This is a genomic window from Leptolyngbya sp. PL-A3 (assembly GCF_039962325.1).
GTDB lineage: Bacteria > Cyanobacteriota > Cyanobacteriia > Elainellales > Elainellaceae > Vacuolonema.
The window spans coordinates 12,601-25,713 of the sequence record NZ_JAMPLB010000042.1 but is presented as its reverse complement, the minus strand read 5'-3'; the positions used below and the strand labels follow the sequence as shown (position 1 = coordinate 25,713).

At 49.8% G+C, this 13,113-nt stretch carries 12 protein-coding genes and 1 pseudogene; 8 read left to right on the top strand and 5 right to left on the bottom strand.

Annotated features, from left to right (window positions below; genetic code table 11):
- Positions 1-329: 329 nt before the first annotated feature.
- Entirely contained in the window at positions 330-1,247 is a 918-nt protein-coding gene (gene thrB / locus NDI52_RS24185) for a homoserine kinase (protein ID WP_190775328.1), read from the top strand.
- Positions 1,248-1,330: 83 nt separating this feature from the next.
- On the opposite strand, the gene NDI52_RS24180 is transcribed toward thrB, so the two are convergent.
- Positions 1,331-2,803: a CoA-acylating methylmalonate-semialdehyde dehydrogenase gene (locus NDI52_RS24180; RefSeq protein WP_190775327.1), complete on the bottom strand. Its 1,473-nt coding sequence runs from the start codon at positions 2,801-2,803 to the stop codon at positions 1,331-1,333.
- Between the two features lie 291 nt (positions 2,804-3,094).
- On the opposite strand from NDI52_RS24180, the gene NDI52_RS24175 reads away from it, so the two are divergent.
- From NDI52_RS24175 to NDI52_RS24155, 5 genes and pseudogenes are all read left to right on the top strand, one after another.
- Positions 3,095-3,778 (top strand): response regulator transcription factor, encoded by a 684-nt coding sequence (locus tag NDI52_RS24175; protein WP_190775326.1) that lies wholly within the window; start codon positions 3,095-3,097, stop codon positions 3,776-3,778.
- 436 nt (positions 3,779-4,214) lie between these two features.
- A complete protein-coding gene (locus NDI52_RS24170; RefSeq protein ID WP_190775325.1) occupies positions 4,215-5,231 on the top strand; it encodes an ABC transporter substrate-binding protein in 1,017 nt (338 codons plus the stop codon).
- A gap of 194 nt (positions 5,232-5,425) precedes the next feature.
- A complete protein-coding gene (locus tag NDI52_RS24165) occupies positions 5,426-6,220 on the top strand; it encodes an ATP-binding cassette domain-containing protein (RefSeq protein WP_190775355.1) in 795 nt (264 codons plus the stop codon).
- Positions 6,217-7,017, top strand: coding sequence for an ABC transporter permease (locus NDI52_RS24160; protein WP_190775324.1), 801 nt, complete (start codon positions 6,217-6,219; stop codon positions 7,015-7,017). Before NDI52_RS24165 ends, NDI52_RS24160 begins: the two co-directional genes overlap by 4 nt.
- Positions 7,018-7,432: 415 nt before the next feature.
- Positions 7,433-7,864 (top strand): annotated as a pseudogene (locus NDI52_RS24155) (solute carrier family 23 protein); the annotation flags it as partial.
- Between the two features lie 275 nt (positions 7,865-8,139).
- Here NDI52_RS24155 and NDI52_RS24150 read toward each other — a convergent pair.
- A complete protein-coding gene (locus tag NDI52_RS24150; protein ID WP_190775322.1) occupies positions 8,140-9,885 on the bottom strand; it encodes a CHASE domain-containing protein in 1,746 nt (581 codons plus the stop codon).
- A gap of 219 nt (positions 9,886-10,104) precedes the next feature.
- Complete coding sequence (locus tag NDI52_RS24145; protein ID WP_277874406.1) at positions 10,105-10,233, bottom strand: hypothetical protein; 129 nt, start codon at positions 10,231-10,233, stop codon at positions 10,105-10,107.
- Positions 10,234-10,268: 35 nt separating this feature from the next.
- Here NDI52_RS24145 and NDI52_RS24140 point away from each other — a divergent pair, with 35 nt between their 5' ends.
- Entirely contained in the window at positions 10,269-10,886 is a 618-nt protein-coding gene (locus NDI52_RS24140) for a hypothetical protein (RefSeq protein ID WP_190775321.1), read from the top strand.
- 11 nt (positions 10,887-10,897) lie between these two features.
- Complete coding sequence (locus tag NDI52_RS24135) at positions 10,898-11,368, top strand: hypothetical protein (RefSeq protein ID WP_190775320.1); 471 nt, start codon at positions 10,898-10,900, stop codon at positions 11,366-11,368.
- Between the two features lie 139 nt (positions 11,369-11,507).
- Here NDI52_RS24135 and NDI52_RS24130 read toward each other — a convergent pair whose 3' ends face one another.
- Both NDI52_RS24130 and era read right to left on the bottom strand, forming a co-directional pair.
- Positions 11,508-11,756, bottom strand: a complete 249-nt coding sequence (locus NDI52_RS24130; RefSeq protein ID WP_190775319.1) for a hypothetical protein — start codon at positions 11,754-11,756, stop codon at positions 11,508-11,510.
- Between the two features lie 379 nt (positions 11,757-12,135).
- Positions 12,136-13,098 (bottom strand): GTPase Era, encoded by a 963-nt coding sequence (era, locus tag NDI52_RS24125; protein WP_190775354.1) that lies wholly within the window; start codon positions 13,096-13,098, stop codon positions 12,136-12,138.
- Between the last annotated feature and the right edge of the window lie 15 nt (positions 13,099-13,113).

The window sequence follows — 13,113 nt, the reverse complement described above, 5'->3', positions numbered from 1 at the left end:
ACACCGATAGAGCGGTCCATGCAACGACATCACCCACACCTGATCCAAACCCCACAGGTGCGAAGCGGCCTGACACCACCCCTGCAAAACCTCCTTGTCTAGGGGGTCTGGGGGAGGGACGCCCGTCCCCCAGTCGGGAGATTTGGAGGGCGGCGCACCTCCAAGCAGGGTCTTTACCAATGCAGCAAACAAAACGCGTCTAAAGTCCAGTACATTAAGGGATGTTTGAAAATTCCCGGCAACCGTTGATTTACATGCGCTACACCCGCAAAAAATCAGCCTTACAAAAACGCCCCGGGAAAACCCGTCTTTTGTATTGAATTGGATTGATGACAATGCCTGATTCCGTTGTTGTAACCGTACCGGGAACCACCTCAAACGTAGGGCCGGGTTTCGATTGTTTAGGTGCTGCACTCACCCTATACAACCGTTTCCAGTTCACCCGAGCGGAATCTGGCTTACAAATTGACGTAACCGGAGCCGAAGCCGATCGCGTCGTACGCGACGAGTCCAACCTGGCCTACAAATCCTTCCTCAAGTTCTTCGACCACATCGGCCAACCCGCACCGGGCTTGCATTTATCCATTGACCTTCAAGTCCCTCTCTCCCGTGGTTTGGGTAGCTCTGCCACAGCTATCGTTGGGGGCTTAGTGGGAGCCAACGCTCTGGCAGGCTCACCCCTGAGCCAGGAGCAGGTGATGGAAATGGCGATCGCCATCGAAGGCCATCCCGACAACATCGTTCCCGCTCTCCTCGGAGGCTGCCGTCTCGCTGCCGAAAGTGAGGGCGAATGGACGATTTGCGAGTTACCCTGTCATCCCGACATTGCATTTGTGTTGGGCGTTCCCGACTTTGAGGTATCTACCGCTGAAGCACGCCGCGTGTTGCCCCAGGAATACAGCCGGGCTGATGCCATTTTTAACATGGCTCACTTGGGTTTGCTGGTACGTGCGTTGGAGACAGGTAATCCTGACTGGCTCCGTAGCGCTTTGAAAGACCGAATTCACCAGCCCTACCGCAAATCGTTGATGCATGGGTTTGATGCAGTGCGGGAGGGAGCGATCGCCGCTGGAGCTTATGAGTTGGTGATTAGCGGGGCTGGGCCTACATTGTTAGCGATCGCTCACCCCTCCCATGGAGAAAAGATTGCCCAGGCGATGCAGGCGGCCTGGACAAGTCAATCTATCCAATCGGAAGTCAAGGTTTTAAAGATAGACCCTACAGGAACGCGTATTGAGACGCCTTAGGAGTTGTAAGAGGTTCTGAGAGGTTAGAAACCCGGTGTTTGTAGAAACATCGGGTTTCTTAGTCCCTGGTTTTGTCGTGGGGGTTAAAACTGCCGTGACCAGTCCTGGAACCAGCGCTCGATTACGACCTTCGTTTGCGTGAAAAATTCAACTGCATGGCGGCCTTGCCCATGTAAGTCTCCAAAGAAGCTATCTTTCCAGCCGCTGAAGGGAAAGAAGGCCATCGGGGCTGCTACTCCAATATTGATACCAATATTTCCAGCCTCGGCTTCGTAGCGGAACTTGCGGGCTGCTGCGCCACTGCTCGTGAAAAGACAGGCCATGTTACCCCAGTGGCCGCTATTGACGAGGGCGATCGCCTCTTCAATCGTCTCCACGTTCAACATCCCCAGTACCGGACCAAAGATCTCTGTTTGAGCGATCAGGCTATCGGGCCTGACGTTTTGTAAAAGTGTGGGCCGTACAAAGCTACCCTGCTCATAGCCGCTTACCTGAGGACTGCGACCGTCGATCAGCACCTTTGCGCCCTCCTCGACGCCCTGAGCAACCAGACTCTCAATTCGCTCCCGACTGGCATGATTGATGACGGGTCCCATTTGTACGCCTTCATCCAACCCAAAACCGACCACGCGGGATTTGGCCCCTTCGGCGATCGCCTCCGTAAATGGCTCTTTCGCTTTACCCACCGTCACCATCAGCGAGGCAGCGAGGCAGCGCTGTCCGGCACAGCCAAAGGCACTATCCAGCGTGATACGAGTCGTCATATCCAGATCCGCATCCGGCAGAATGATGATCGGGTTTTTCGCGCCGCCCTGGCACTGCATCCGCTTCCCATTAGCAGCACCACGACTGTAGACATATTTGGCAACGGGACTCGACCCAACAAAGCTAATAGCCCGAATGGCTGGATGATCTAGAATCGCATCCACCGCTTCCTTCGCACCGTTGACCAGGTTGACGACCCCAGCAGGAAGCCCTGTCTTCTCGATGAGCTGCATCACCTTTTGCAGGGTCAAAGGAACCTTTTCCGAGGGCTTAATGACGTAGGTGTTGCCACAGGCGATCGCATAGGGCAAAAACCAGAAGGGAATCATGCCGGGGAAGTTGAAGGGGGCGATCGCGGCACACACTCCCACAGGTTGACGAATCATCATCTCGTCAATGCCCCGCGCAATGTCCTCCAGCACATCCCCCTGCATCAGCATGGGAACCCCACAGGCAACTTCCACGTTTTCAATCGCCCGCTGCATTTCAGCCCGCGCTTCCCCAAAGGTTTTGCCGCACTCCAACGTAATGGTGCGGGCTAACTCATCCAGGTTCTCTTCCATTAAACCTTTAAGTTTGAAGAGGTATTGCACACGATCGTTAGGAGGCACCCGTCGCCAGGATTTGAACGCCTCGGCAGCAGCGTTGGCGGCGGCATCAACTTCGCTTCCGGGGGAGAGGGGCACTTGCGCCAGAATCTCATTGGTGGCCGGGTTAATGACATCTAATGTCTCCGTCGCGTTGGAGTCACACCAAATGCCATTGATGTAGTTTTGTAATCGTTCTGCCATAGCGATCGCCCACACCCATAAAACGCTTTCCTCAGAATAGCAATGACAGCGTAGTGGCGGAGGCGGGTGCTCTATTTGATCTCCTCAAAAATAGAGAACGCATCGACACAATTAAACAAATGTATTAAAGACAACAATTTGCTTGTTTTCTCTATAGCAGGATGGAAAAACTTGAGGGAAAACGGCATGTCATAGCTGATTAAATTTTGGCCTTGGCAAACGCTTAAACCACCCGTTCAAACATCACCTCAATTCAATGACCTCACGGTAGAAGCATACGGAAGATCGACGATGCGAATTCTGTTGGTCGAGGACGATAACCAACTGTCTGAATCGTTGATGGAAGCCCTGACTGCTCAACGGTACAGTGTGGATTGTGTGCGGGATGGCGAAGCAGCCTGGGAGCAAACGCAGGCCTTTCAATATGATTTGCTCCTGCTCGATGTGACCCTGCCAAAACTGGATGGAATCTTGTTATGCCAGCGGTTGCGCGATCGCGGTAACTTTACCCCTGCGCTCATGCTCACTGCCCGTGACACCAGCCTGGATAAGGTGATGGGCCTGGATGCCGGGGCCGATGCTTATATGGTGAAGCCGTTTAACTTGCAGGAATTACTGGCTCAAATTCGCGCTTTGTTACGGCGGGGGCAATCAGGAATCGCACCTATTCTACGATGGGGCGATTTGTCCCTGGACCCGGCTACCTATGAGGTGATGTATGGGCGATCGCCCATCCACCTGACCCCCAAGGAGTTTGCTCTTTTGGAAGCCCTTCTCCGTTATGGAAAGCGAGTGCTCAGCCCTTCCGCCATGCTGGAGCAGATTTGGACATGGCAGGAATTACCGGAAGAATCCACCATCAAAACCTATATCAAGAACCTGCGGAGCAAACTTAAAGCGGCTGGAGCACCGAAGGATTTGATTGAGACGGTCCATGGCGTTGGTTATCGATTGAAATCATTGGATTTCTATTAGAAAAAATCGCTCTTTTGAAAGCCTGTTTAACTTGATTTCCTGACTGCCAGAAACCCGGTGTTTTTAAAAACACCGGGTTTCTTTGACTTGAACAGGACTTACACATTTGTGTTGTGGGTGGGGTGCGAAGCACCCCACCCACAACACAAATACAATATTGAATTCATTAACTTCTGCTATCTATACCCATGGCCATTCTTACTCTAACGAAAATGCTGTCGCTATAAAGAAATCATGACATTCTCCACGATTTCTTCACCAAATTATCCCTAAAACGTTCACGCCGAATCGATACGCTAATCCATAAATTTCAGGCGGGGAGTATCAAAGTCATACAGATTCGGTCATTCGAAACACCCAGTAAAAATCTGTATCGTTTGATGCATTTCATGAATGAATCCTAGTCTTATTTCGATTATTTGTAAAGGAGAGAACGATGATCATTCACAGACGGCATTTTCTTCAATTGGGCGCAGGAGTCGTGTTGGCGATCGCTGCCCACGGTTGCACTAAACCCGAAGCTGAAACATCCGGAGCCAACACTACAACAGCTGAAGATCCTGGAAAAATTACCATCGGTTTTTGGCCTGTTGCATCAGGTTTGCCGTTATTCGTAGCTGAAAAGAAAGGATACTTTAAAGACGCCGCTTTGAATGTAGAAGTGGCAAAATTTGCTTCTCCTAACCAGGTGGCAGAAGCTCTCATTGCGGGAAGACTTCAAGGCACCGGTAACGGGGTAGCCAGTGGCGTATTAGGGTTATCAGAAATCACCTCGCCTGGCCTTTTCAAAATCATTGCAGCTAATCCTAGCAACGTCGATTACAAGCTAGATCAGGTAATTGTTGCCAAGAATAGTTCCATTCAATCCATCGCTGATTTGAAGGACAAAAAGTTTGCTACGGGTCCAGGAGCGCAGAACTTAGCGATCGCCCAGGCTATCCTCACCGCTGCTGGTGTTACTAACCCCCAGGTGCAACAACTGGAAATTCGTCAACACGTTGCGGCTATCGAAGCAGGCCAAATTGACGCGGCTTATACTCTAGAGCCAACAGGTACCGTAGGCGAGCTAAAAGGTATCACACGCACCTTGGAAAATGGCGTGGTTTCCAAATATATTTTGGGCGACCCCAAGGCTCCCTGGTTTGGAGGTGCGGCGGTTCTCAGTACCCAATTTATTCAGCAATATCCTGAGACAGCCAAGACCTATATTGAAGCCTATCGTCGCGCGGTGAATGACATCAAAACGAACCCGGATGAAGTGCGTCAATATCTGGTTGGTTATACCGCGATCGAAGGGGATTTGGTTGAAAAAGTGCCCATGGTGGATTATCGGATGTACGACGAATTCACGCCTGAAGAAGTGGGTCAATTTCAAAAATTCTTTGACTTCATGACCGAGAAGAAGGTGTTCGAAAAAACAGTTGATGTTAAAGGATTGCTCTATGCAGGCTAACACCAGGTCTTTGGGATGTATAGAGGTGAATGGCTATTCACTCCGGGAGGGCCATCTGGTCTGCCGAGATGAATGGCGAATGGCACCTGCAAATCCACTACGTAGGAACAAATGGCCTTTTGCCCCTACAGAAACTATCTACTCAACAGGTCAACCTTCGCCATTTCACAATTCACCCTTCTCCTAAAACCACCATGGTTTCTGACACACGAATAGAGTCAACGATCGCCCCTCCTGACCATTTCATTTCTGTTCAAGGTCTTTGCAAATCCTTTGCAGGGCAACCCCTGTATCAGGATTTCAATTTAGATTTACCAAATAATCAATTGGTCTCAATTTTTGGGCCCAATGGTTGTGGCAAATCCACTTTAATCAACATGATTAGTGGCTTGATTCCGTGTGATCGCGGCGAAATTCGCATCAATGGTAAACCCATTCGTCGGGCTCGCATCGGTTATGTGTTTCAAAACTATCGCGACTCAATGTTTCCCTGGCTCAGTGCCTACGACAACATTGCCTATCCTCTGCGAACCAAAGGTGTGCCGGAGAAGGAGTGTCGCGATCGCATTGATCGCCTCCTCAGCACCTTTAATATTCGCCTGGATTTGAAGCGTTACCCCTACAGCTTCTCGGGTGGGCAACAACAACTGGTATCCATCCTGCGAGCTTTAGTCGCTGATCCAGAAGTTCTCTTTCTGGACGAGCCCTTCTCGGCTCTGGATTTTGAAACGACGCTATTCGTGCGCGACAAACTGCAAGAAATATTTATGGCGACCTCCATTCCCATGTTGATGGTGGTGCACAACCTGGAGGAGGCCGTGTTCCTGGCGGATACGATTCTGCTATTGAGCAAGCGTCCTACCCATCTCGTGGAAGCGGTTTCCTTCAAGGTTCCTCGTCCCCGTACCCCCGATACTCTCACATCCCCTGAATTTATTGAAGTGAGCCGCCATTGTTTAGATATTTTTCGTCAGGAGATGCGGAAATGACGACATCCCTTCGCTCTAAGCAGCGTGTGCAATCCTTTTCGGTCAAGATGGGCGATCGCCTACTCCCCTTCATCGGCATCTTCGCTCTCTTTGGCCTTTGGTGGCTCATCGCTATCTCCGGCTTCGTCAATCCTGTTCTCTTGCCGACGCCTATCGCGACTCTCACCACCTTAATCGGCGGTATGGTTACGGGCACCATGTTTGGAGATTTTTTAGCAACGGTGCTACGAACCTTCGGCGCATTCCTCATGGCCGCTGCCCTGGGAGTACCCATCGGGGTTGCCCTGGGTAGCTCTGAGAAGCTTTACCGCAGCGTGGAATTTCTCATTGATTTCTTCCGTTCCACGCCTGCCAGTGCGCTCATTCCCATGTTCATTCTGTTCTTTGGGATTAGCGATTTTTCAAAGGTTGTGATCGCTGCTTTCAGCGCATTTCTGCTAATTGTGTTCAACAGTGCTTATGGTGTGTTGAATGCAAAGCAATCCCGCATTCTCGCTGCGAAGGTGATGGGTGCCAACCCCTGGCAAATCTTCAAAGATGTATTACTGATGGAAAGTCTTCCACAAACCTTTATCGGTTTGCGTAGCGGTATCAGTATCGCTCTCGTTATCGTCATCGTTGCTGAAATGTTCATCGGCACCGAGCATGGTTTGGGAAAGCGTATTATTGATGCCCAACAAATTCTCAATGTGAAAGATATGTACGCTTCTATTTTGGTGACAGGTATTCTGGGCTACTTCCTGAATATGCTCTTTCTCCTGCTCGAAAAACGCGTCATCCATTGGAGTGGGAAATAAGCAGCCCAAACATGGTTATGTTGGCCCGCAATTCATTTGTGGGCAGGCCTGAAAAAACGGCTCTTTCAGCTAGCTCTAGGAAACCTGAACGTTATCTGATCGAACTCATATTTTGTATTAAAACCTTGATATTGCTGATGCTTTGCGATCGCAGAATCAAACCTTTGAGTTTTGTTTTGAATAACTTGAGTTCGGGTTAAGGACGTTTTCGAGTGCCGCGCAACGCGCGGCACTCGAAAACGCTCATTTTGGCGTGCACTATGTGCACGCCAAAATGAGCACTTCAGCTTATCCCGAACTGAGGTTGAATAGGTGCAAGATGTATGTTCAATTACTTTTCGGAACTATTACTCGCGTTTACAATATGGCAGCTTGGAGTTGAAAAATAGTGTAGTTGGGAGGTGGTCGCAACCCTATGGTACAGCGGGAAGAATCCAACATTTTACACAGCCTTGAACTACCAGAAGCCGAAGGTTTTCCAGAGTTATCGGCAACAAGTTCTGAATTAATCTACAAATTGCATGACAGACCCCCGTTGCTGGAGTCAATTTTTGTTGCTATTCAGCATGTTTTAGCCGCCTTTGTTGGGATTGTGACGCCACCTCTGATCATTAGCACTAGCCTGGGGCTAGATCCTACAAACACCAGTTTTATTGTCAGCATGTCACTTTTGGCCTCTGGTATTTGCACCTTTATTCAATGCAAAACGTTTGGGCCTGTTGGCTCAGGACTGCTCAGTTTGCAGGGGACTAGCTTTGCATTTCTCGGTGCCATTTTGGGCGTAGCTGGTACTGCGATTGATGCCGGAAGAACCCCCCAACAAGCTTTAGCATTAATTTTTGGCGTTCAACCCGCCATTATCAAAAATATGTTTGGTTCTGCTACCTCAACAGGTGGTTTGACGGCCATCTTGCTCAGCTGGCTGCTACCTCAAGCTCCGCAAGCGGCTAATTCCATGCCACCAGTAGACTCGGAATCGTTGTAGCAAATTAACGTGAAACTGCCCGTCATGAGAGCGGTAGTGTGTACGCGCCACCTCTCTCATTTCGTTAGGCCAAAAGGAGTGGCGCAACACCCTGCCTCACTCTTTTTGGCCTGATGAAATTGACTATGAGTAAGCGTTTATTCCAGCGGTAATGTTACTGCTACCGTCGTCCCTTCGCCTTCCCGGCTGTGGATCGCCCATTGTCCCCGATGTAACTCCACACAGGTCTTCACGATCGCCAATCCCAAGCCCGTCCCCGTCACATTCCCTACATTGCTGCCACGGTAAAAGGTTTCTGCAATTCGTGATTGGTCTTGTACTGGAATACCAATGCCGCGATCGCTCACCTCAAACATTACCACCCGGCCATCCGAAGTTAGGGTGAATTGAATGGGGGCATCAGAGGGGGAATATTTGGATGCATTGGAAAGTAGATTGGTGAGGAGCGATCGCAACAACCCTCGATCCAAAAATGCTTTCACCGATCCACTACTCTGCCACTGGATGGTCTGAGGGACATCCGATTGCATCTCTTCAAGCAATTGTTGGCAAAACTCATGGACATCCAAGAGTTCAGGGCGAAACTCCAGGCGGCCTACTTCAGCGCGGGTTAGTAACAGGAGATCGGTGATCTGCTGACCCATCCGCTTTGCCGCTGAGTAGATGCGTTGAGTATTGGCCTGCTTCTGTTCCTCCGATAACGTGCGCTGATTGAGTTGAAGCGATTCACTCGATAACAGGATTGTACTCAGCGGTGTGCGCAGCTCATGGGAGGCCATGGAGAAAAAGCGAGATTTTAAGTCATTGAGGCTGCGGGTTTGCTCCAGTTCGCGGTTAAGGCGATGGAGGAAGAGGACCAGCCCACTGGTAAGGAGCAGGCCGCTGATGAGAGTGGCGATCGCTCCATACTCCCGCTCCAGGGGATAAGTCGTTGCCGGGGAAAACACAATCTGCCATTTCCGTTCACCCACGGCTAATGTTTGGCTACAGTTCGTTACCCACGGGCAGAGGGAGTCGTACAGTCCATCGGATGGAGCTGTTCTATCTACCGTGACAACTTGTTGGAGCGCTGCTTCATATCGGCCTAAAAACTGCTCTGTCGGAGCTGCGTTTTGGTCATAAATCGAGAAATCGATGTCATATTGCAACTCCTGAAGCGCTTCTTCCACCACGTCAGATACGCGAAATACCCCAAGCAAGAAGCTGCTGAGATTCCGTTGTTGCAGCGTATCAGAGGTTGGAATACCATTCTCTCGGTATAGCGGTAGAAAGACCAGAAACCCAAACTGGTCACGGGTTTCCTGGACTAAACGAATACGGCCCGTGGCTGTGATTTTACCGGCATCTCTGGCCTGAGCGATCGCCATCCCCCGTGTTGCATCCGAATTCAGGTCATACCCTAGGGCTGACTCGTTGCCCGCTAAAGGTTCCAGGTAGGTAACAGGGATGTAGTAGGGGCGATCGCTTGCCCGCATTAACGATCCATCACTGCCCAGTTCTGTAATCTGGAACCCTGAAAACCCACTTGCCTGTAAGTTTCGTTCATAGGTGGGTCGTTCTGTTAGGGTTACGATGGGTGCCCATTCAAGAGCCTGGATACCGGAGTAGATTTGCAGCGATCGCCCCGCAAACTCAGCAAACTCCTGCCGATCCACCTCCTGGCTGGCACCATAAAAATCCCCCAAAAACGCCAGCATATCCGTATAGCGATTCACGCTCCGCTGAAGCGCCGTTCCCAAATTCTCAATTTGCCGCTGAAACTGTAATTGCCGCCGCGATGCTTCCCACTGGTTGACCAGCGTTGCAGCGAATATCGACAACCCCACACCCAAAAACAGCGTTAAAGCCACAGTAATGCGATAGTGCGGGAAGGTTTTAATCATTTTAGAAAGAAGGCAGAGAGCAGAAGGAAAAACAAAGGAATTAGGAAAAATTAGTCTGAATAGATGTAAGCCAATTTACCCGATCGGGTGAACCGATCTATTGAGATTAATCAGAGGAGGTAGCAATGGGAACAACATCCTAAACTGCGGTCATAGGGTTTAGTTCCTGTTAGGCAGCCGTCCCCAAATCAATTCTTATATCTCTCGTGGCAATCGCCCCTATCGTTCCTGGGATGATGGCGATCGCAATGAATAAGTCAACACGAATGAAGGATCAACAATTTGTACGGCTCCAATCCCAATTTGGTAAGGGTATTTCATATGCTCATCCAGCCAGAAACGACTCATAGCACTCCATATATATCCATTACCATGCTGCGTTTATGTTGATTCAACCGTGTTTTACCTGGTGCTGTGTTGTTGGATTGATGGTGATTGCTACGCTCGGTGGATGCAACAATCTGGCCCCCGCATCTACGCCTGAGAATTCCCAAACCAATGAAGTTTTCCATTCTCAAGAGCTGGAGCCTGTGGCAACCCCCGCAGAACAGCATCCCACCATGGAAAGGGCACAGCAATTTTGGCAACAGCAGCAGTATTTAGCCTGTATTAGTGATGTAAAAGGGACACTGCGCGATCGCCAGGTTGATTGGAATACACCTGAATGGAATGCATATCAGGAGCTTGTGCAACAAGCCGAGCAATTACTGAATCAGTGCTGGAGAGGGCGGGCTGCACAGCTAGCAGCGTCTGGAAATTATCAGGAAGCTATTTTGGCGATCGGTAGAACGTGCGGCTGGCTTGGGGTTAATGCATCTGTCGCACACGTAGAACCGGCCATCCAAGAATGGGTGACAGCCCTCAACTTAACAGGTGAGTGGTGGATGTGCGGCTTTATGGGAAAACCTTATCTCGCTACGGCACCAGATACGACTTTTGTTTACAGTAATGCCTGCAATGGCAACGATGCGCACTGCTTTTGTCAAAAAATTCATAATTAAGGAGCAATAGGATGATGGCAACCATTCAATATCAAACAAAAGTACGGCGTGGCATCAAACTCATTGCAGCGGTCAATGGAATAGCTGCTATTTTACATCTCATTTTTTGGATTCTGATCTTCTTCCTTCTTCCACAACCTTCGGCCCTGAATGTAAGTGCAGAAAAGGTTGATCTAATGGTGACCTACGGGTTAGGGGCCGCCGATCTACTCTGGGCAGTTCCTACACTGGCGATCGGTTCATTCTGGCTTCGCAGACAAATGCTAATGGGCTGGTTAGCAGCACAAATGGCGAATATTCTCTACTGTTACTCGTTTACCTTTATCCTGGTACGCGACTTAGGTGCCCAATCTATTCGGCCTGGAACCTTGCTATTTTTGCCCTTTGCTTTGTTCTCGCTGTGGGCTGCCTGGTATTTATGGCAGGTGCGAGCAGCTTTTTGGAATCCTAGACCCATGCAGAGTAATAAAAGGCTGCGCTGATTTCTGGAATGTTTTTGAATGTGAAACCGAAGATTTCACATTCAAAAACATTCCGTGGCCTCCCGGTTCAACGTTCTGGATTACCAGATGAATTTTCAGGGTGCTTTGGCGATCGCCAAAGCACCCTGAAATGGACTCGTTACAACTGACCTTCTTCCTGAAGAATCTTGTCTTTGGACTCACCCCAGTAGGCGCTAATTGTCCATTCTTCTTCGTTGCCTTTCACTTCCTTTGCCCAGCGATAAATAACAGAGTTGGGGTCAACACCTACTTCCAGGAGTTTGGCCCCCATGTAATATTCCATCTGTTCACGCTTTTGCTCTTTGTAGGCTTCAGAGCGGAATTTTTCGACTTTACGAGTGAGATGAGCCTGAGTATGTTGTGCCATTCTAGAACTAGTGATTGATAGACAGAGCTTCTAGTCTAATATGACATTCTGTTAATTAATACGGAGCGATGAGGCACTAATCGCCCCCCGACTCCATTAATAGAATGAATTGATTTTAGGTTTAGCAAGTGAGCGTAATTAAACACAAACCAAGAATCTGTGTCGACCATGAAGCGGGCGGCATAGCTTTTAGGTTTGTGTTTAGTTGAGCTACGTAACGTCAGTTTGGGATAAGCCGAACCGCCCATTATTGCGTGCGCGACGCGCACGCAATAATGGGCTTTTTCGAGTGCCGCGCGAAGCGCGGCACTCGAAAAAGCCCTTAACCCGAACTGAGGTTACGTATGACAAGGTCAGCCAAAATCAAAAGAAGTTGAGATTAGGATTCAACCCGATAACCTAGATCAGATAGATACAAGCGAGATTGCCGCCATTTGGGACGCACTTTAACAAACAATTCCAGATAGACCTTGCCCATAATGAGCTTCTGGATTTGTTCACGGGCTGCACTACCAATTTCACGAATCATGGCACCATTTTTGCCGATCAAAATTCCCTTTTGAGAATCTCGTTCGACGTGAATGCTCGCTTGAACTTCGGTAATGTTGGCTTTTTCGTTCACCTTCTCAATGGCGATCGCCACCGAATGCGGTACTTCTTCCCGCGTCAACCGCAGAATTTGCTCCCGAATCAGTTCTCCCATAATGAAGCGCTCGGGCTGGTCAGTTACCAAATCCGGGGGATAGTAGTAAGGCCCAGGGTCGAGCCGTTCAATCAAACGAGCCTGTAGGCTATCTAATCCTTCTCCGGTAAGAGCTGAGAACTTGACGGCTTCCCAGCCTTGCTCGGCGGCTAACGCCTGATAACTTTCGTCGATGGTAGGGCGATCGCCCGGCTGCACATCAGCCTTATTGATACCCAATATCACAGGGGTCTGGGTGTTACTGAGCAGAGATGCGACGTAGCGATCGCCCCCACCAGCCTCTGCCGTTCCATCCACGACAAACAAGAGCACATCAACGGAGTCGATAGCAATTCGTGCATTTTGCACCAGAACGCGGCCCAACTCGTGATGGGGCTTATGGATACCCGGAGTATCTACAAAAATGATTTGTGCTTGAGAAGTCGTGAGTATTCCCCGTAGACGATTGCGAGTCGTCTGGGCAATGGGGGAAGTAATGGCGACCTTCTGCCCCACCAGCTCGTTCATCAGAGTCGATTTGCCCACATTGGGACGGCCCACAATGCCCACAAAGCCCGACCGAAAATTGGGTGGGGCAAGGGGAATCAGCGGTAAATCTAGGGGCACTCCGGGCAAACCATCGGACGCAGCCGATTGCATTTCATCCATCAGAAA